Here is an 18,612-nt window from a genome sequence, read left to right as displayed (position 1 = left end):
GCGAATGGCGGGACTACCTTTCACTAAGAACCACTGCAACTGCTTTTCTAATTCTTTAATTTTTTTTATGCCATTGGGACTCAATACTCCAAACTAATAACTCCAAACTCATTTCTGTCCGTAATACGCTCCATTACCATGCTTCCGCTCATAATGTTTCTCAATTAATGAATCTTTCAGCTTCGGTGCCTGCGCATTAATCTGTTCGGTTAATAAAGCCATCTGTGCTATGGTTTCTAAAACGGCGCTGTTATAAACCGCTTTATCAGCTGTTTTGCCCCAGGTAAAAGGAGCATGGTTTCCTACTAAAATCATCTCGACTTCTCTATGGCTTAAACCCAGGCTTTCAAAATGATTCATGATCTGAAAACCAGTTTCATATTCATAATTTCCTTTAATCATCTCATCAGCCATGGGTGGTGCACATGGAATATCGACTGTTAAATGGTCGGCGTGTGTGGTACCGAAAATCGGAATAGCCCTTTGTGCCTGCGCCCAAGCTGTGCCGTAAGTAGAGTGAGTATGCACGATGCCTCCGATATCTTCCCAATGTTTGTATAAAACGGCATGGGTTTTAGTATCAGACGATGGACGTAAACTGCCTTCAACAGTATTGCCGTCAAAGTCGACGATCACCATGTCATTTGGAGATAAATCCTCATAAGGAACACCACTCGGCTTAATTGCAAAAACACCTTTAGCGCGGTCTGCAGCGCTCACATTGCCAAAAGTGAATAATACCAAGCCTAATTTTGGTAGTTGCATATTGGCTTTATACGCCTGTTCTTTTATATCCAGATAATCGCTCATGATAAATAAGGTTTAACATCTTTTTTATTGTATTTTTCAAGGTAACGGCCTAAGCCCAGATATTGCTGATAATGCTGGCGGTACAGCTTTTGCTTTTTGATATCAGGCTTGTATTCCTTTTCGAAACCCGTTCCCATGGCAGCCATAGCCGCTTCGATGGTAGGATAGATGCCTGCTGCAACCGCAGCAAACATGGCCGCACCTAAAGCACAGGTATGCTCGAAACGGTGGATCCTGATCGGCATTTCCAATACATCAGCCATCATCTGCATAATGTATGATGATTTTTTCGCTACACCACCAATACCAATGATTCCTTTTACAGGTACGCCCTGTTCTTTAAAACGATCAACAATAGCCTTTGCACCAAAACAGGTTGCTGCAGCTAAAGCGCGGAAAAATCTTGGGGCATCGGTACCCAAACCTAAACCAGTAATGGCACCTTTTAATTCCTGATTGGCATCTGGTGTTCTTCTGCCGTTTAACCAATCGATGGCCAGTTCGGCATAATCTCCATCTTCCAAAGCTTCGGCCTGTTTGCTCAGGTTTGCAATAATTTTACCTTCTAATTCTTCTTTTAAAGCAATTGCAGTAGCCTCATCAATTAAGTTAGATTCAGTTAGTAAATGATTTAAGGGCCAGCTGATTAAATTTTTAAACCAGGCATACACATCACCAAAAGCAGATTGTCCGGCCTCTAAACCTGCCATACCCGGAATTACTGATCCGTTTACCTGTCCGCAGATGCCGTTAATTAATTTCCCATGCAGATCTGCGTTAGGAGCAACTAAAATATCGCAGGTACTGGTACCCATTACCTTACTCAGGTAATAAGGCTCAATTTGCCCGCCAACAGCCCCCATGTGTGCATCAAATGCGCCAACGCCAACAACTACACTGGTATTCAAACCTAATTTCGTTGCCCATTCTTCGCTAAGGGTTCCTGCAGCGATATCAGAAGTATAAGTATCAGCAAATAATTTATCCTTAAAGCCGGTTAAAACCGGATCGAGGCTGCTAAAGAAGTTTTCAGGAGGTAAGCCGTTAAACTCTTCTGCCCAAAGGGCTTTATGTCCGGCGGCGCAACGGCTACGTTTCATTGATTTAATATCGTTTCCACCGCAAAGTAAAAACGGGATCCAGTCGCAATGCTCTACCCACGATGCTGCCCCATTTTTAATAGCCGGATCAATTCTTAAGGTGTGTAACAGTTTAGACCAGAACCATTCGGAAGAATAAATTCCACCTGCATATTTGAGGTAATTTACCGGAAACTTTTTGGCATGTTCGTTTATTTCTGCCGCTTCTTTAACTGCGGTATGATCTTTCCAAAGCACGAACATGGCATTTGGATTTTCTTCAAAACCTGGTGTTAAAGCTAAAGGCGTACCTGTTGCATCAACTGCTACGGGACTGGAACCAGTAGTATCAACCGAAATCCCTTTTACCAAATGTGCAATTTCAGCTCCATCGGCTTTGGCCAAACAATCTTTTATGGTGTGGGTTAAACCCTCGATATAATCCAGGGGATGCTGCCTGAACTGGTTAACGGCTGGCTTGCAATAGAGGCCTTTCTGCCATCTTGGATAGAGAAAAACGGATGAGGAAATCTCTTTTCCGTTAGCGGTATCAACTAAAACGGAGCGGACAGAATCCGTCCCGTAATCTACACCAATTACATAGTTTGCTGTGCTCATAACAATAAATAATCGTCTAATTAACGTTTATTTATTTGAAATAAAAAATTTTAGTCACATTTTAAAAGAAACATGCGTTTAATGGGTATTTATTGAAGTAATATAAATCTTATTATATAATGATGAAGCCATCTTGTTGGCTTAGTATATGAATATTGGAAATCTATGAGTAAGATAAAGTTTTGTTTATCAGAGTACTTTTAAGAAAATAAAATAAGCTCTGAATATTAAATTATTCTTTTACTTTAACAGGATACAAAAAGCGAAACGAGTTGGAAACCGCCTGGTGCATGATGGTTGCATGGTTTTCTAAAGGAAGATAATCAAAATATACCTTTACATTCTTCGCTTTCGTTTCTTTAATCTTTTCTGCCAAAAGGTTTGCATCAACCTCCATAACCCTGGGTATTTCGGTAGGCGTTAATCCTTCTTTACCTACTGCAATATAAACCCGGGTGAGCTGACTGGGGAGGTTTGGTTGTTCATTTAACAGAGATCCGTTGTTCCACCATAAACTTGGGCTGATAATAACGTAGTTGTTAAATAAAGATGGTTTTTGAAACAGGATTTCGGTGGCCAACAATCCACCCAAAGATTGTCCGATAATGGTTTTTGATTCATTTGTTTTATATCTCTGCCGAATAAAGGGCTGTAGTTCGTTGCCGATAAATGCAATAAATTTAGCTGAGTGACCTGTTGCAGGATATTTTTTCTGATCGCTTTCAATCTTTGTAGGGAAGGTAAAATCCCGTTTGCGGTCAACTGTTGCTATTCCCACCACAATTGATTTGGGAACCTGATTAACCCATTCGAAACTATTAAACTGAACAAGGCCGGCCACATGGATAAAATCTTCGTCGGCAGAACCATCAAGGAGGTAAATTACCGGATATTTAGTCGTATCGTTTTGGCTATAACCTTCTGGAAGGTAGATATTCAGCACCCTTTTTTCAGCCAGTTCTTTTGACTGGATTTCATCAATCACGCCAAGTACAAATGGTTTGCCGGTTTTTACAATATCTTGCTTTTTGGTTTGTCCAAAGGTTATTAACTGACTAAATATCAATATTGCGATGAAAAATATGGTATGGATATGCTTTTGTGGTTTCATTAAATAAAGCTTATAGGTAATGGCTGAATAATCTGATCAGATTTGCGAAAATTAATCATTATTTGAATCAATAAAGATAATCATAAAGCATGTTAATAAGATCAGCCAGCTGTGGTGGTTAAAGATTTGCCTGTACAATTTGTTGAGGGCCTTGTTTATGATGGCATAATCTGGATTAACTGGCTGGTTAAAAGAATAACTTTCGACCTTGAGGATAAAGCCTTGTTCGTTGAACGTTAACAGGCACGGTTGTGCTTCGGTCAGGATTGTGCTTTTCCAAAGCAAGCTTAGCATAGTAGCCTATAAATCTTTACTGAAGCAATCTTAAAAAATAATTAATAGCGTACGTTTTAAGATTGCTTCATGCCTCGCAATAACAAATTGCTTTGATCAATTTTAACTTTCTACACCGCAGTATAACCGCCATCGGAGATAATATAACTTCCGGTGGTAAAAGATGATTTATCAGAACTTAAAAATACAACCAAATCTGCAATTTCCTGTGCGGTTCCAAGCCTGTTTATCGGGCTTTTAGCAGCAATGGCATCCTGGGCTTTCTGATCAAGGTTGGCAGAAAGTAGAGGGGTTTCAATATAACCAGGGCCAACGGCATTACACCTGATATTTTTCTGGGCATACTCTGCAGCAATATTTTTAGTAAGGCCAACTACTGCATGTTTTGAAGCGGTATAAGCCGGACTGTTAGGCGCAGCCACCTGACCGTGGATGGAAGCAATGTTGATGATAGAACCACCACCGTTTTTTTCCATTTGTTCCAGCTCGTACCTGCAGGCATAAAACACACCGTTCAGGTTTAAGGCAATTACGCGGTCCCATTCTTCCGGTTCATATTCGCCGGTTGGTTTGGCAGGGCCACCCATACCCGCATTATTACAGGCAATATCTAACCGGCCATATTGTGCCACAACTTTTTCTACTATGGCTTTATTTTCTGCTGCTTTTGATGAATCGGCAGTAATGGCAAAAGCATCGCCACCAGCATCCTTAATTATTTTAACGGTTTCTTCGGCATGTGCGCCATTTATATCGGCAACAGCTACTTTAGCACCTTCTTTTGCATAAGTAACGGCGATTGCCCTTCCAATTCCTGAACCTGCTCCCGAAACAACGGCGACTTTATTTTCTAATACTGACATGATTATAATTTTTAACTATTAATTCAACGTGTATCAAATTAGAATGTTTGTCAGTTAAAAGTGATTTAACAATTAAGTGCGTCGTTCAAAATTAACAACCTTGTGTATTCAATTGTACCATTAGCACAGAAACAGATTGATAAAATGGCTCGGACATCTATTTTATAAAATAGAATTAAACCCGAACCATTTTTAATAAATTATTTCATCAAACTAATATTCGTAAGTCCGCCATCTGAAAGAATTTCGGTGCCTACAATAAAGGCTGATTCATCAGAAGCTAAAAATACTGCAGCATTTCCAATATCTGATGGAAGTCCTTGCCGGCCCACAGGCGTAATATCGATCCAGAGTTGCTTAACCTGGTCCAATTGTTCTTCGGGTACAATTTTTCCGAAAACCGGGGTGTCAATAGAGCCTGGAGAAAGTGTATTTACCCTTATTTTTCTTGATAATAAATCAAGCGACAAACCCCTGGCCAATGATATGATGGCTGCTTTTGCTGCGCCATAAATAGTCATTCCTGGTGCTGCACGGTGCGCGGCGCTCGATCCAATCAGTATAACCGAAGCGCCGTCGTTTAAATAGGGAAGTGCTTTTTGTACCGAAAAATAGGCGCTTTTCAAATTCAGGTCCATATATAGGTCGTAATTTTCCTCGGTAACCTCATTTATGCCTGCCATCGGCATACCATCCACAATACCACCTGCGTTAACCACCAAAGCATCAATTTTTCCAAATTGACCAGCCGTTTCTTTAAAGGTATTTTCTAAATCATTCAGGTTGGTAACATCACCTTTAATACCTATAAAACCTGAACCTAAAGCGTTTATTGCATGGTTTAAAGTGACATCATTTCTGCCGGTAATGGTGCCCACTGCACCTTCATTCTTAAAAGCCTCTGCAATTCCAAATCCGATACCGCTATTACCACCTGTAATTACCGCAACTTTATTTTTTAACCTGTCCATTTTCTCTCTTTAATTTTAAATTCCGTAAATGCCCCCCGAAACAGAAATTTTTTCTCCGGTAATCCATGCTGCATCGTCTGAAGCCAGAAATACAGCAACTTTAGCAATATCTTCCGGCTGTCCGGTGCGCCCAAGCGGGGTAGTGGCCACTAATTTGGCTTCGAAATCGCTGCCAATAAAACCTGCACTGTGCGAACCTTCTGTTTCTACCACACCGGGCAAAATGGAATTAATGCGGATTTTTCTTCCGCTAAACTCTTTTGACAAGGCAATGGTAACGGCATCTAATGCTGCTTTAGTTGCAGAATATACGGTGCCGGTAGGCAAAGGGGTATTGCTGGCACCCGAACTGATGTTGATAATATTACCACCCTGATCGCCAAATAGTTTTAAAGCACCCTGAATAGCCAGTATAGATCCTAAAACGTTGATGTTGAACTGCTGATGAAAGGATGCTTCTGTTACCTGCTCAATTGGTAAATATTGATAAATACCTGCGTTGTTCACCAGTACATCCAGTGTGCCGAAAGCATTTTTTGTTTCTTCAAAAAGCCTGTTTACCTCTTCCTGTTTCGATACATCTGCCTGTATGGCCAGGGCTGTTCCGCCGTTATCGGTTATGGCTTTAACCACCCGATCTGCATCGGCCTTGCCTGTTGCATAATTCACCACCACTTTGGCACCTTCGGCGGCAAAATATTTTGCTATAGATGCACCTATTCCTTTTGATGCCCCGGTAACAATAGCTACCTTATTTTTTAATTTACTCATGTCCTGATATTGTTTATTGAGGCCTCAAAGTTAGATTATCAAAATATATTTTAGTAACTTTGTATCAAAAAGTAACAGTAACCTCGAGGTAACAAAGTAACATATGGATTGCACACCAATAGACCAGAACGATCGTAAAAAGGAGATGATGGCCATTCATGATGCCATGGATGTATTGAGCGGGAAATGGAAAATCTATATCATTTCATCCATCTGCCATTATAATAAAAGGAGATTTTCGGACATTTTAAATGATGTAGTTGGGATATCAAACAAAATGCTGAGCAAGGAATTAAAAGAACTGGAAGTAAACAAACTGGTTGAACGTACGGTGTTAAACACGCATCCGGTAACGGTACAGTACGAGCTTACCAAACACGGTAAAACGCTGCAAACCATTATCAACAACCTGACTGATTGGGGCGTACAGCACCGCAAAGAAATTACCGGCAAAAATTAATTAAAGGAATGACGGAATTCCATTGGCGAGAGATTGGTTTTGGTTTTAAACAGTTTGCTGAAAGATTGAAGGTGCTCGAAACCCAGTTGGTAGGCAATCTCACTAACGGATAAAGTGGTGGTAGAAAGCTTTTCTTTTGCCAGTTCGATCAGTTTATGATGAAGGTGCTGCTGGGTATTTTGTCCGGTAAGCGATTTAAGCAGACCACTTAAATAACCGGGGGAGATATTCAGGTTTTCGGCAATGTAACTCACACTCGGCAGTCCTTTTTGGGCAAGCATACCACTGTCAAAGTAACCGGTAAGCAAATCTTCCAGTTTGGTTAGTATTTCATGGTTTGCAATTTTGCGGGTAATAAACTGGCGCTGGTAATACCTTTCCGAATAGGTGAGCAACAGTTCTAACTGGGCAATAATTACACTCTGACTAAAGCGATCGATATTGGCATGATATTCCTGTTCTATATTCTGCGCAATGGTACTGAGCATCGTTTCTTCCTTATCAGAAAGGTAAAGCGCCTCGTAAACCGAATAACTGAAAAATTCGTATTGTTTAATGGTTTTAGCCAATGGGGTGTTCCATAAAAAGTCAGGGTGGATCAAAATCATCCAGCCTTCGGGCGGGTGCCGTTCTGCTCCCTTTTCAATTTCCATTCCAAATACCTGGCCGGGTGACATAAAGAACAGCACGCCCTCGTCAAAATCGCTGGCCTGCTGTCCGTATTTAAATTTGGCATTCTTTACCCTTTTCATCGAGATTGAATAAAAATCGTAGATCAGACTGAAAGAACCATCGGCCAGTGGCCTGGTCAGTTCATCCATATGCACCAGGCTAATTAAGGGGTGTGCCGGTTTTGGCAGACCTGCAGCGCGGTGATATTCGGTAATGCTACTGAAACGGTAAAGCGGGTTATTATTCATGATGATTAATAAAGTTCGTTATTTTTTATGATAAGCGATGGCAAACGCTTTGGCAAAATCAGCAAGTTTTACTTTACCCATTTTTGGGTTGTTCTGGTGAAAGTTTTCCAGCGTTTTGCCACTGTGCATGGCGGCCTGCATTTCTACCAAAGTTTCGGCAAGCTTTCCGGGTACTTTAGCCATCTTTAAGCCCCGCAGCATTTCCTGATCGCTAAGCAATATCCATTTTAACCAGGGTTTGCCCACCGCAGTTCCGATAATTTTCGCCGCTTCGTTACAGGTCATTTCTTCACTGCCTACATAACGGATGGTTTTCCCAGCGGGCAATAATAACAATTCTTCTGCAACAGCAGCGGCAATATCAGTTGGCGATACAAAAACAATCCGGTCTTCGCCACCGTAGTTTCCCATCAATAAACCTGTTTTTCCAGTAAGCAAAGCCCATAAACCAGAATAACGCAGCGTCAGAAGTTTACCGATCAAACCTTTGCCTTTAATCAAATCCATCGACTGGTAGAAATTGGTATAAAATGCGCCGGGCCGCAAAATAGTTATAGATGCTTCAAGTCCATCGAACAGGTGTTCTACATTTTCGGCTTTAACCAGGTCTGCCGCCCAGCCGCTCAACAGTACAATACGCTTAATATGCGCATCTTGCAGTACCTGTTTGTAATTTGAGGCCATGCGATGCACATAATCGCCTAAATCAGGTGCTGTAAAACTCAGCGGAATCATGGCGTACACAGCATCTGCATCTTTAAAAGTATTGGTTAAAAATGCTATATCAGCAATTGATCCTATAGCAGCTATGGCGCCTAAACTTTCAATCTCGCCCTGCTTTTTGGCGTCGCTGCTTACCACGGTTACCTGGTGTTTCTGTGCAATTAACATTTCGGCTAAAGGCCTGCTGATGTTCCCTAACGAGCCGGTTACTATTATTTTCATCGCTTATTGGGTATAGATGCCGTTTTCAATATCAGTAAGTAGGGTTGAGTGTGATGGCTGCCAGTGTAACTGTTCCTGCGTCCATTTGCTCGATGCCGGACAATCTATTGCGGCCATGTGCGAGAACCATCCAAAATGATCAGCAGCTACTTCGGGAGCAATGGATACCACGGGAATATTCAGTTGTTTGCCTATGGCCTCAGCTATCGTTTTAACGGTAATGGCTTCTTCTGCAACAGCATGAAAGCGGGCACCTGAGGCATTACTTTCTAAAGCCAAACGGTATAAATGTGCGGCATCTAAACGGTGTACCGCATTCCAGCGGTTAAGTCCTTCGCCAATATAAGCAGAAACGCCTTTTTCGCGGGCAATGTTCACCAGTATCGGGATAAAACCATGTTTATCATCATCGCCATGTACCGATGGCGATAAACGGATGGCTGATGTACGCACACCCAGCTTTGCTACCGCATCTGCAGTTTGTTCGGAAGCCCTTGGCCATGCGGGATTAAAAGGAGAAATCATATCTTCGGTAGCCAGTGTACCCGGACTTACCAGGGCAGTACCAGAGGTAACAATAAACGGGCGGTTCGAACCAGCCAGCACTTCGCCAATGGTTTCGATGGCGGTTTGGTCTACCTTGCAAACTTCGGCAAAGCGGGTAAAATCATGGATAAAGCCGGCATGGATCACCCCATCTACAGCTGCTGCACCGCTGCGCAAACTATCTAAATCTTCCAGGTCACCATGATGAACTTCCGCACCAGCAGCAATCAGTTTTTGAGCCGAGGCATCAGAACGGGCCAATCCCAATACCTGGTGGCCATTGTTAATTAATTCCTGCACAACGGCAGTACCTACGAAGCCTGTAGCTCCTGTAACAAATACTCGCATAATTGATTTTCTTTTGTTGATACAAATATCAACAGCTTTAAGCAGCTGGATTTATCCAAATCTGCTTTTGATTTAGCCGAAACCATTATTTAATTATCAGAAATGCTTTTATAAAAACAAATTACTCCTAAGGATGACAATTCCATATTTATGACATAGGCTCTTCGTAAACCATCTGCTTTAATGATCAAGCATTAATTAAAAGGGATTTTATAGATTTTTAGTAAGTTTATTGCCGATGGACAGATTAAGAAACCATATTGAAGAAATTGCTGAGCTTACCGATCAGGAGTATGAAAACGTGAAAACATTTTTTACACTACGCAGGGTAAAGAAAAACCAATACCTGCAACAGGAAGGAGATTTGGCTAAATATGAGTTTCTGGTTTTATCTGGCATTTTCAGGATGTTTTACCTGGATGAAGAAGGGAAGGAGCACATTATCCAGTTCGCGGGGCAAAACTGGTGGATGGCTGATTACCAGGCCTACTTCAACCAAAAACCTGCAACGCTGCATATCCTTTGCATGGCAGATGCAGAAGTTTTGTACACCACGCTCGAGGGCCGCGAAACCTTATCGGCTAACTTCCATAAAATGGAACATTTCTTTCGCGTAAAACTTACCAATGGTTACGTGGCACAGCAGCGGCGAATTGTTTCCTTACTTTCCGGCAGTCCGCAGCAACGCTACGAAGAATTTGGACAGCTGTATCCGCACCTGATGCAAAAAATACCCAAGAAATACATCGCAGAGTACCTGGGCGTAAGTCGCGAAACTTTAAGCCGGCTTTATTCGGGCTAAATTCTTAGCCAAGTGTGATCCTGATCACACTTTTTTTGTGCGTTGGCTCCTCCTTTCCGAAGGCCTTGATGATGCAACTTTGTGAGGTAAACAAATCAGTTGATTTAAACACCACAAAAAATTAAGGTTATGAAAAATAAAATTTTAATTATCGTTTCTAATGCCAATGCCATCGGCCCTCAAAACAGAAGAACAGGTACTTTTTTGCCGGAAGTGGCACACCCTTATGCCGAATTTGAAAATGCCGGTTACCAGATCGATTTTGCCAGTTTAACCGGAGACACGCCTTATCTTGACGCCCTTAACCTGGCCGATGATCCGGAAAATCTTAAATTCCTCACAGGTAAAGGCTGGGCAGATATGCAAAAAGCAACAAAGCTTGCAGCCATAGATACAAGCCATTACGATGCCGTATTTATACCGGGCGGCCTGGCACCAATGGTTGATATGCCAGAGGCTCCATTGCTAAAACAAGTAATTGCCGAAACCTATGAGCGCAATGCCATTGTAGGCGCGGTTTGCCATGGTCCGGTATCCTTGCTTAACGTAAAATTAAGCGATGGTTCCTATCTGGTAAACGGCAAAAACATAGCTGCTTTTACCACTGAAGAGGAAGACAATTATGCCAGGACAGATGTTCCCTTCGACTTGCAAACAGCATTAACTGATCAGGGCGCTATTTTTCATGCCGCTACGCCATGGTCTGCCAATAGCATTATCGATGGCAACCTCATTTCCGGACAAAACCCCGCATCGGCCAAAGGCGTAGGCGAAAAGATTGTAACCTTGTTAGAAAATGTAAAAGCTTAATTATTGAAATATATCATTCCTTAATTCAATAATTCAGTCACTCAATCATTCATTCAATCATTAAAAAAATATGAACAAACAAAGCATACACGTATTTGCCAAATGGCAGATCACGGAGGGCGAACTGAATACCGTATTGGACTATCTGCCCGAACTCGCTGAAAAAAGTACTGCCGAACCTGGCAATTTATATTATAAGGTGTATCAGGATAATGCTGATCCAAACAGCATAATGCTTGCCGAGGCATATCAGGACGAAGAAGCCCTCACAGCACACCGCAACAGCAAACATTATCAGGATATTGTTGTGGCTAAAATTGTTCCGCTGTTAAAAGAGCGGCAGGTCATGTTAACACACGAATTATAGCAGAATTTGCACTATAATTCATTGTTAAAAGGTGACTGGATAAACTCCGGTCGCCTTTTTTAATTTTATTGTAACTTGTAACAAAATTTTAACTTAAGTTAAAATTTTACGGATGATCAATCCTGAACTTCGGCCTGTTTATCTTTATCAATAATAAGGTATAATTTTAACCCATGCGAACATCCTGTCATGAATAATAAAAACGAGATATTAACCCTGCACCTGAAGAATTTTGCACCCTTAACCGATCAGGACATTACGGAAAGCCTGCCATTTTGGAAACCCAGAAAGATTGCAAAAGGCGATTACTTTAATATGCAGCGCATGGTATGCAATGATCTTGGTTTGGTTGTAAAAGGTATTTTCCGCATTTTTTACCGCGATCCGGAAACCGAAGCAGAAAAAAACCTTTTCTTTTTTTCAGAAAACCAATTTGTGGTTTCTTTCAGGAGTTTCATTTCGCAAAACCCCTGCTGGTATTTTATCGAGGCCATGGAAGATTCAGAAATCATTTTTATTTCTTACCGTGACCTGAATGCTTTGTACGAAAAGAACCTCAACTGGGGCAAGTTCGGCAGGCTGCTGGCAGAAACATTTTTTGCCTATGCACAATCGCGCACCGAAGAGTTTATTTTCTTTTCGCACGAACAAAGGTTCCTGAGGTTGCTCGAAGAACATCCCAATATCGTAGAACGGATTCCTGCTTACCACATTTCTTCATTCTTAGGCATCACCAATCCATCATTAAGCCGCATCAGGAAACGGATTAAAAGGTAAACAGCTGCAATGTAAGCCGGGGAGAAGTCTTTGAACCTCGCCCATATAAAATTTATATGATTTCTCCATTCCGCAAGCAGTATTCAATCTGGTTATTACGCCTCAGCTTTAATGGTTTTCGATAACCTGAAAGCCGTAAGCAGGAAATAAAAGGCACCGAAAGCTGCGTAACCCGCCAATGTGGTTATGCCCTGGTTTGGTTGATGCGCCATGGCTATAAAAGCGCCGCCAGCCAGCATGGATTGTGCACCGCTGATCATCATCGGCCATTGTCCGCCAAATTGTTTACGCCTGCGCAACCCCAAAATCAACTGGATTAATCCCGTTAATATGGCCCATACACCAAATACAATTAATGCTTCGGGAATGCCCTTTTGCAGGGCCAGTGTTACCCCTGCAGTTGTTGCAATACTGATTAAAGCATTAACATATTGTGGTGTTTTATTGGCAGCAGGTGGATTTGCCTGAATATCAAAATAGGTGGCAAGGGCATCCCATGCCGGGTAAATGATAAATAAAACAGTTGCGATGCCGGTATTGGTTTTGGCCAGAGCGCTTACCAATACTACCCAAAGGATAGAAAAGCCTGCACGTATAAAATATAATCGTTGTAATGAACGGGCCGTTTGCATGGTTTGGCCGGGTTGATTTGTAGTTGTCATGATGTATTGCTTTTAATTTCTGAATCAAAGATCATATTTATTGCCTTGCCGAATTTTCACTTAAGTTAAAAAGCAAAAAATCTCTGTATTAACCTGTGCATCTGTGGCTAAAATTAAGATAAACTGATCATTTTGGAGCGCAGTTACAGTGCTGGTCGGTACCGGTAGTCCCGCTTTCCTTCCTGCCCCGATGAAAAATCGGGGGCATCCATCCAATCGGGGCTGTGAACTATGGTTTGTGCATTAAAGAAAAACATTAATTCGAAAATTTCCTGTGTTAATCTGTGGCTAAATATTAAGTAGTTAAAAAGCAAAAAATGTCCGTGTTAACCTGTGCATCTGTGGCTAAAATTAAGATAAACTGATCATTTTGGAGCGCAGTTACAGTGCTGGTCGGTACCGGTAGTCCCGCTTTCCTTCCTGCCCCGATGAAAAATCGGGGGCATCCATCCAATCGGGGCTGTGAACTATGGTTTGTGCATTAAAGAAAAACATTAATTCGAAAATTTCCTGTTAATTTGTGCATCTGTGGCTAAATATTAGGTAGTTAAAAAGCAAAAAAATGTCCGTGTTAACCTGTGCATCTGTGGCTAAAATCAAGATAAACTGATCATTTTGGAGTGCAGTTACAGTGCTGGTCGGTACCGGTAGTCCCGCTTTCCTTACTGCCCCGATGAAAAATCGGGGGCATCCATCCAATCGGGGCTAAGAACTATGGTTTGTGTCATTAAAAGCGACCGTTGTAAATAAACCTGATAGAGCAGGTTAGCCCGGACACCGATTCTTCATCGGGGGAGGACTAACAGCGATAGCAGGGCTGCTACCCCCCATAAAACACTGACATTCGTTTCCAAAAAATAATGCTATAACTATACCTTTTAAAAAATGCACCACTGTTAAATGCGGTAGCTTATATAAAATCTCCGTGTTCATCCGTGCATCTGTGGCTGAAAAAATTAAATAGTTTGATAGGTAAAACGTCTTAATGAAAACTGTACATACATTAATAAAAAATCTGGTGCTTTAATAATTCATTATCCAGGTTAAGAAATAATAGTATATTACAATACCTTAATTGTCTTTCAATTCCATCTTCGCTCATTGTTTTCCGCTCTTTTTACTACCTTTGCGCTGCTTTTGGTTCCCGATGTAAGATCTGGATTAAAAGGGAATACAGTGTAAATCTGTAACTGTCCCGCAGCTGTAAGCTCTGTAACGTTTTTCTATTCATAAGTCACTGCCCAATTAACTACTGGGCGGGAAGACAGAAAACCGGGAGTAAGTCAGAAGACCTGCCTTTAGCGTTTAATTTCATAGCTTTCGGGGATTGAAGCTAGGATTGAGATATTAACGTTGTTCGTATTTTCATTTCCTTTTCTAATCTGTTGGCTGTGGGCAAAACTCACAATCAAATGAACAAAAAAAGTATGCTAACTGTAGCAGGGCTTGGGCTCGCACAGTTAATGATTAGCCAGCTGGCTAATGCTCAAAACCAGGACAGTTTACAACTGAAAGATGTTGTAATTTCTGCAACTAAAAACGATCAGAAACAATCGCAAACCGGTAAAGTGGTTACCATCATCAGTCGCGAAGTATTGGAGCGCAGTAATGGTAAATCATTGCCAGAACTGATCAGTGAGCAGGCGGGAATTATTGTTGCAGGATCGAGCAGTAACCCGGGTTTAAACAAATCGGTATTTTTCAGGGGTGCCGGAAGTGCCTACGCAGTGGTTTTAATTGATGGCATTGTGCAAAACGATCCATCAGGGAACGGAGGTGCGTTTGATTTAAGGTTGATTTCTATCGATCAGATTGACCATATCGAAATTTTAAGGGGCGGTCAGTCTACCATTTACGGTTCTGATGCCGTTGCAGGGGTAATCAATATCATCACCAAGAAAGGCGGGCCTAAAGGCAATACCATTTATGGTGTGGCCAGTGCAGGCAGTTACGAAACTTACAAAGGAACCATTGGCTTAAATGGCGGAGTTGAAGGTTTTTCGTATAACATTAACTATACCCATGCCAAAACCGATGGAATTTCTGAAGCAGCAACGCCGGTTGGCAGCACAGCCACATTTGATAAAGATGGCTTTAAAACGGACGCCTTAAATGCGAATTTCGGGATCAAACTGGATAATCATTTCTCTGTAAATCCGTTTGTACGTTACTATTATGGTAATTATAAATTCGATGGGGGTGCCTTTACTGATGCAAACAATTATTCGATTTTGAAAAACTTTGCTGCGGGTACCAATGCCAGATACGAATTTGCCACCGGTAAAGTAACCTTAAATTACAGTTTCGAAAATACAAGAAACGATGCGCACAGCCAGTATCCAAGTATTAACGAAGGCCGCGTATCCTTACTGGATTTATTTTACAACCAGAAATTAGGTAACAAGCTCGATTTATTAGTGGGTATCGATAACCGTGTAATGAAATTATCATCTGCAACAAACAAACCGGAAACCAACATTTTCGCGGCCTACGGATCATTATTTTTACACGATTTAAGCATCTTTAACCTCGAAGTTGGCGGACGTTACAATAAACACGAACAATATGGCGAAAACTATACTTACTCAGTTACCCCAAGCATCAATATCATTAAAGAAATAAAATTATTCGGAACGGTTTCAACAGCATTTAAAGTTCCTACGCTAAACATGCTTTTTGGTCAGTTTGGTGCCAACCTCGGTTTAAAACCTGAGAAATCTCAGAATTACGAAGCAGGTGTAAACTTTAGCTTTGCTGATGATAAATTTAGTTTACGCATTGCGGGTTATAAACGCGATTTAACTGATGCCATTCTTTATGCTTATCCTAACGGATATATTAACCAGGTGAGTCAGAAAACCAAAGGTTTCGAAGTTGAGCCGGCGGTAAAATTCAGCGTGTTTAACATTAATGGATACTATGCTTATGTAGAAGGTAATGAGTTCAACTTTGTTGATAATGCTGTAGCCGACTATCTTTTCCGCAGACCAAAACATACTTTCGGCATCACTGCAGGTGCACAGGCTACCCGCAATTTATATGTGAGTGCCAATTTCCGTTATTTTGGCAAACGTACCGATGGTAATTTTACCACCTACACGGTTGATAACTTACCTGCTTATAAATTGTTAAATGCTTATGCAGAATATGCTTTAGCTAAGAAACGCGTAAAGCTGTTTTTCGATGCTAAGAACATCCTTAATGAAAAATACAATGAGATTATTGGGTACAATAGCTTAGGTTTCAACTTTAATACCGGTGTAATTTTTAATATACACTAATAAAATTTAACTTTGCAGTATAAATAATAACCAAAATAAAATGTCTCATTTAAAATTTAATCCACGCACTTTAATTTTGTTGCTGATGATTCTGGCCATAACGGCTTTCCGTTTGCTGGTTACCTTCAACTCTGATGAATTAAAGTTTGCCAATTTCTCATCAATAGGAGCAGTAGCTTTATTTGGTGGTGCATATTTTAAAGATCATCTTAAAGCTTTTGCCTTTCCGATATTGAGCTTGTTTTTAAGCGATTTTATTTTATCAATCACCATTTTCAGTAAATACAGCAGCGGTTTTTTATATGAAGGCTGGTACTGGACTTATATTGCCTTTGCATTAATGGTATTAGTAGGCAGGGTATTGCTTAAAAAAGTAAACGTGGTGAATTTATTGGCTTCAACACTGGCAATTGTTTTAATCCACTGGATTGTGAGCGACATCGGTGTTTGGTTTAAAAATCCGGCCTATACGCAAGATTTAGCTGGTTTTTGGGCATGTTTGGTAAAAGCAATTCCATTCGAGATCAGATTTTTAGAAGGAACCGTAATTTACGGCGCATTGCTTTTCGGCGCTTTCGAAATTTTAAAAGCGAAATACCCGGTATTAAAACTGCAAACACAGAAATTATAGTTATTATCCCTAGCTTGGTAAGCACCAATTGAACAAAAATAAATAGAAATCCTCTTTTGATTAAATTCAGAAGGGGATTTTTTAGATATTATTTTTAGAAATATTTTTTGGCATCATGCTAAACCTGCTTCAACAACCCACAATCTTTACCGAAGAACGCCGTCAATCCCAAGGGCCGGGAAAATCAAAAAAACAGATGTATTTCAGGCAAACTGGCAGTTCCAAACCTAAAACGCAGTGGTTTTGTGTTCATAAACGATGATTTAATTTCAAAAACAAAATATTGAACACAAAACAAAGTGCCGCTGTTTTTTTGATGTGTATGGGATTGAGTAAAAGGCCCCTTGCTGGATTGACTAAGCATTTATTCAGTTTTCTTTATAGTTTCATAGGCCTGAATGAGCTCCGCTAAAGCTTCAGGTTTGCATACTTTTGATGCATCAAAAGTTTGATGCCCCGCGGCATAGAGCGGTAAAAGAATTCGAATTACCTTGGCAGCATACCAACCCGAATAAAAATTAACAAGAAATCCTCTTTTGATTAAATTCAGAAGGGGATTTTTTTTATCTTCGATAGCTAATTACCTTTTACATCTTCCATCAAATGAAAGTCGTTTCCTTTTTACCAGCCGCAACTAAAATGATCTACGATATGGGCCTGCAGGAGTACCTGCATGGTGTAACCTTCGAATGCCCTAAAGAAGCTGCCAATCAGCCAAAGGTTGTTCGTTGCATATTAGAGGGTAAAAACTATTCCAGTATCGAAATCGACCGGATATTCTCAGCTTCCAAAGCACAGGGCAAAAGTTTGTACTGGGTGGATGATGCACTTCTGGAAAGCATTTCGCCCGATGTCGTTTTCACACAGGATATCTGCGAGGTTTGTAATATCGACACCGTTTGCACCGAAACTGCCGTAATGAAGCTGAGCAAACAACCAACTTTGGTTCCTTTGTCGCCCAATAACCTTCAGGATGTTTTTGAATGTGCCATCACCATTGCCAAAGCTTTAGGCAAAGAAGAAGTAGCTTTAAATTATCTGGCTGGCTTACAAAAGAAAACCGATTATATTTTAGATCAGTTGAGGGCAAACCGTGCACCTTTAAAACGCATCATGCTGATGGAATGGATCGAACCCATTTATAACTGTGGCCATTGGATTCCCTTTCAGATTGCTGCTGCAGGTGGCGTAGATATGTTGTCTAATCCTGCCGGAGATTCAGTTGTTACCCAATGGGATAAAATCTTGAAATACAATCCCCAAGTTTTAGTAATTGCACCTTGTGGATTCGACAAGGACAGAAGCATGGAAGAAATGGAGCTGTTAACCTCAAAACCTGGCTGGGAAAATCTCGAAGCCGTCAAAAACAATCAGGTTTACATTGCAGATTTCGATATGTTTACCCAACCAAGTGTGGGTACTTTGGTAGAAGGCATTGAAGCTTTAGCCTGTATGTTTCATCCTGACATTTTTAAAGCCGATGAGAATATTGCTAAAAAATTCATCAGCTACAGTCAATCCGTAGTTTCAGTTAAATCAGTTTAAT

Annotated in this window: 18 protein-coding genes and 1 riboswitch; of the genes, 8 read left to right on the top strand and 10 right to left on the bottom strand. The window is 41.0% G+C overall.

The window, feature by feature from the left end:
• Positions 1–108: 108 nt before the first annotated feature.
• The 6 genes from ACTJKC_RS23390 to ACTJKC_RS23365 all read right to left on the bottom strand — a co-directional run bounded on the left by ACTJKC_RS23390 (position 109) and on the right by ACTJKC_RS23365 (position 6,517).
• Positions 109–810, bottom strand: a complete 702-nt coding sequence (locus ACTJKC_RS23390) for an L-ribulose-5-phosphate 4-epimerase (protein WP_440795810.1) — start codon at positions 808–810, stop codon at positions 109–111.
• Positions 807–2,507: a ribulokinase gene (locus ACTJKC_RS23385; protein WP_440795808.1), complete on the bottom strand. Its 1,701-nt coding sequence runs from the start codon at positions 2,505–2,507 to the stop codon at positions 807–809. The genes ACTJKC_RS23390 and ACTJKC_RS23385 overlap by 4 nt, the downstream gene beginning before the upstream one ends.
• 232 nt (positions 2,508–2,739) lie before the next feature.
• Positions 2,740–3,618, bottom strand: coding sequence for an alpha/beta hydrolase (locus tag ACTJKC_RS23380; RefSeq protein WP_440795806.1), 879 nt, complete (start codon positions 3,616–3,618; stop codon positions 2,740–2,742).
• Between the two features lie 404 nt (positions 3,619–4,022).
• Complete coding sequence (locus ACTJKC_RS23375) at positions 4,023–4,775, bottom strand: SDR family NAD(P)-dependent oxidoreductase (RefSeq protein ID WP_440795804.1); 753 nt, start codon at positions 4,773–4,775, stop codon at positions 4,023–4,025.
• 200 nt (positions 4,776–4,975) lie between these two features.
• Complete coding sequence (locus tag ACTJKC_RS23370; RefSeq protein ID WP_440795802.1) at positions 4,976–5,746, bottom strand: SDR family oxidoreductase; 771 nt, start codon at positions 5,744–5,746, stop codon at positions 4,976–4,978.
• 15 nt (positions 5,747–5,761) lie between these two features.
• On the bottom strand, positions 5,762–6,517 hold the full coding sequence (locus ACTJKC_RS23365; protein ID WP_440795800.1) for an SDR family NAD(P)-dependent oxidoreductase: 756 nt from the start codon (positions 6,515–6,517) through the stop codon (positions 5,762–5,764).
• A gap of 103 nt (positions 6,518–6,620) precedes the next feature.
• Between ACTJKC_RS23365 and ACTJKC_RS23360 the strand changes: the two genes are divergently transcribed.
• A complete protein-coding gene (locus ACTJKC_RS23360) occupies positions 6,621–6,977 on the top strand; it encodes a winged helix-turn-helix transcriptional regulator (protein ID WP_344852019.1) in 357 nt (118 codons plus the stop codon).
• On the opposite strand, the gene ACTJKC_RS23355 is transcribed toward ACTJKC_RS23360, so the two are convergent.
• From ACTJKC_RS23355 to ACTJKC_RS23345, 3 genes are read right to left on the bottom strand one after another with little or no spacing between them, the layout of a single operon-like run.
• Positions 6,974–7,897, bottom strand: coding sequence for a helix-turn-helix domain-containing protein (locus ACTJKC_RS23355; RefSeq protein ID WP_440795798.1), 924 nt, complete (start codon positions 7,895–7,897; stop codon positions 6,974–6,976). The genes ACTJKC_RS23360 and ACTJKC_RS23355 overlap by 4 nt on opposite strands.
• A gap of 18 nt (positions 7,898–7,915) precedes the next feature.
• Positions 7,916–8,842, bottom strand: coding sequence for an SDR family oxidoreductase (locus ACTJKC_RS23350; RefSeq protein ID WP_440795796.1), 927 nt, complete (start codon positions 8,840–8,842; stop codon positions 7,916–7,918).
• A gap of 3 nt (positions 8,843–8,845) precedes the next feature.
• Positions 8,846–9,736, bottom strand: coding sequence for an SDR family oxidoreductase (locus ACTJKC_RS23345; RefSeq protein WP_440795794.1), 891 nt, complete (start codon positions 9,734–9,736; stop codon positions 8,846–8,848).
• Between the two features lie 238 nt (positions 9,737–9,974).
• Here ACTJKC_RS23345 and ACTJKC_RS23340 point away from each other — a divergent pair, with 238 nt between their 5' ends.
• From ACTJKC_RS23340 to ACTJKC_RS23325, 4 genes are all read left to right on the top strand, one after another.
• A complete protein-coding gene (locus tag ACTJKC_RS23340; protein WP_440795792.1) occupies positions 9,975–10,538 on the top strand; it encodes a Crp/Fnr family transcriptional regulator in 564 nt (187 codons plus the stop codon).
• A gap of 129 nt (positions 10,539–10,667) precedes the next feature.
• Positions 10,668–11,348, top strand: a complete 681-nt coding sequence (locus ACTJKC_RS23335; protein ID WP_440795790.1) for a type 1 glutamine amidotransferase domain-containing protein — start codon at positions 10,668–10,670, stop codon at positions 11,346–11,348.
• Between the two features lie 70 nt (positions 11,349–11,418).
• Positions 11,419–11,715: a putative quinol monooxygenase gene (locus ACTJKC_RS23330; protein ID WP_440795788.1), complete on the top strand. Its 297-nt coding sequence runs from the start codon at positions 11,419–11,421 to the stop codon at positions 11,713–11,715.
• Positions 11,716–11,904: 189 nt separating this feature from the next.
• A complete protein-coding gene (locus ACTJKC_RS23325; protein ID WP_344852026.1) occupies positions 11,905–12,492 on the top strand; it encodes a Crp/Fnr family transcriptional regulator in 588 nt (195 codons plus the stop codon).
• Between the two features lie 95 nt (positions 12,493–12,587).
• Here ACTJKC_RS23325 and ACTJKC_RS23320 read toward each other — a convergent pair whose 3' ends face one another.
• A complete protein-coding gene (locus ACTJKC_RS23320) occupies positions 12,588–13,154 on the bottom strand; it encodes a DUF308 domain-containing protein (protein ID WP_440795785.1) in 567 nt (188 codons plus the stop codon).
• 1,121 nt (positions 13,155–14,275) lie between these two features.
• Positions 14,276–14,468, top strand: a riboswitch (cobalamin riboswitch).
• Positions 14,469–14,566: 98 nt separating this feature from the next.
• Between ACTJKC_RS23320 and ACTJKC_RS23315 the strand changes: the two genes are divergently transcribed.
• From ACTJKC_RS23315 to ACTJKC_RS23305, 3 genes are all read left to right on the top strand, one after another.
• The gene (locus ACTJKC_RS23315) at positions 14,567–16,435 is read left to right on the top strand and encodes a TonB-dependent receptor plug domain-containing protein (RefSeq protein ID WP_440795783.1); all 1,869 of its coding nucleotides are present in this window, start codon (positions 14,567–14,569) and stop codon (positions 16,433–16,435) included.
• A gap of 40 nt (positions 16,436–16,475) precedes the next feature.
• Positions 16,476–17,066, top strand: a complete 591-nt coding sequence (locus ACTJKC_RS23310) for a DUF6580 family putative transport protein (RefSeq protein WP_440795781.1) — start codon at positions 16,476–16,478, stop codon at positions 17,064–17,066.
• Positions 17,067–17,669: 603 nt separating this feature from the next.
• The gene (locus ACTJKC_RS23305; protein ID WP_440795779.1) at positions 17,670–18,611 is read left to right on the top strand and encodes an ABC transporter substrate-binding protein; all 942 of its coding nucleotides are present in this window, start codon (positions 17,670–17,672) and stop codon (positions 18,609–18,611) included.
• Position 18,612: the final 1 nt, after the last annotated feature.

This window comes from Pedobacter sp. 22226 (genome assembly GCF_052045455.1).
Classification (GTDB): Bacteria; Bacteroidota; Bacteroidia; order Sphingobacteriales; family Sphingobacteriaceae; genus Pedobacter; species Pedobacter jeongneungensis.
This window is presented reverse-complemented; position numbering and strand designations above follow the sequence as displayed.

Bases quoted from the DNA above. Each gene is read 5' to 3' on its own strand.
- ACTJKC_RS23390 (WP_440795810.1), bottom strand. From the start codon at position 810: ATGAGCGATTATCTGGATATAAAAGAACAGGCGTATAAAGCCAATATG.
- ACTJKC_RS23385 (WP_440795808.1), bottom strand. From the start codon at position 2,507: ATGAGCACAGCAAACTATGTAATTGGTGTAGATTACGGGACGGATTCT.
- ACTJKC_RS23380 (WP_440795806.1), bottom strand. From the start codon at position 3,618: ATGAAACCACAAAAGCATATCCATACCATATTTTTCATCGCAATATTG.
- ACTJKC_RS23375 (WP_440795804.1), bottom strand. From the start codon at position 4,775: ATGTCAGTATTAGAAAATAAAGTCGCCGTTGTTTCGGGAGCAGGTTCA.
- ACTJKC_RS23370 (WP_440795802.1), bottom strand. From the start codon at position 5,746: ATGGACAGGTTAAAAAATAAAGTTGCGGTAATTACAGGTGGTAATAGC.
- ACTJKC_RS23365 (WP_440795800.1), bottom strand. From the start codon at position 6,517: ATGAGTAAATTAAAAAATAAGGTAGCTATTGTTACCGGGGCATCAAAA.
- ACTJKC_RS23360 (WP_344852019.1), top strand. From the start codon at position 6,621: ATGGATTGCACACCAATAGACCAGAACGATCGTAAAAAGGAGATGATG.
- ACTJKC_RS23355 (WP_440795798.1), bottom strand. From the start codon at position 7,897: ATGAATAATAACCCGCTTTACCGTTTCAGTAGCATTACCGAATATCAC.
- ACTJKC_RS23350 (WP_440795796.1), bottom strand. From the start codon at position 8,842: ATGAAAATAATAGTAACCGGCTCGTTAGGGAACATCAGCAGGCCTTTA.
- ACTJKC_RS23345 (WP_440795794.1), bottom strand. From the start codon at position 9,736: ATGCGAGTATTTGTTACAGGAGCTACAGGCTTCGTAGGTACTGCCGTT.
- ACTJKC_RS23340 (WP_440795792.1), top strand. From the start codon at position 9,975: ATGGACAGATTAAGAAACCATATTGAAGAAATTGCTGAGCTTACCGAT.
- ACTJKC_RS23335 (WP_440795790.1), top strand. From the start codon at position 10,668: ATGAAAAATAAAATTTTAATTATCGTTTCTAATGCCAATGCCATCGGC.
- ACTJKC_RS23330 (WP_440795788.1), top strand. From the start codon at position 11,419: ATGAACAAACAAAGCATACACGTATTTGCCAAATGGCAGATCACGGAG.
- ACTJKC_RS23325 (WP_344852026.1), top strand. From the start codon at position 11,905: ATGAATAATAAAAACGAGATATTAACCCTGCACCTGAAGAATTTTGCA.
- ACTJKC_RS23320 (WP_440795785.1), bottom strand. From the start codon at position 13,154: ATGACAACTACAAATCAACCCGGCCAAACCATGCAAACGGCCCGTTCA.
- ACTJKC_RS23315 (WP_440795783.1), top strand. From the start codon at position 14,567: ATGAACAAAAAAAGTATGCTAACTGTAGCAGGGCTTGGGCTCGCACAG.
- ACTJKC_RS23310 (WP_440795781.1), top strand. From the start codon at position 16,476: ATGTCTCATTTAAAATTTAATCCACGCACTTTAATTTTGTTGCTGATG.
- ACTJKC_RS23305 (WP_440795779.1), top strand. From the start codon at position 17,670: ATGAAAGTCGTTTCCTTTTTACCAGCCGCAACTAAAATGATCTACGAT.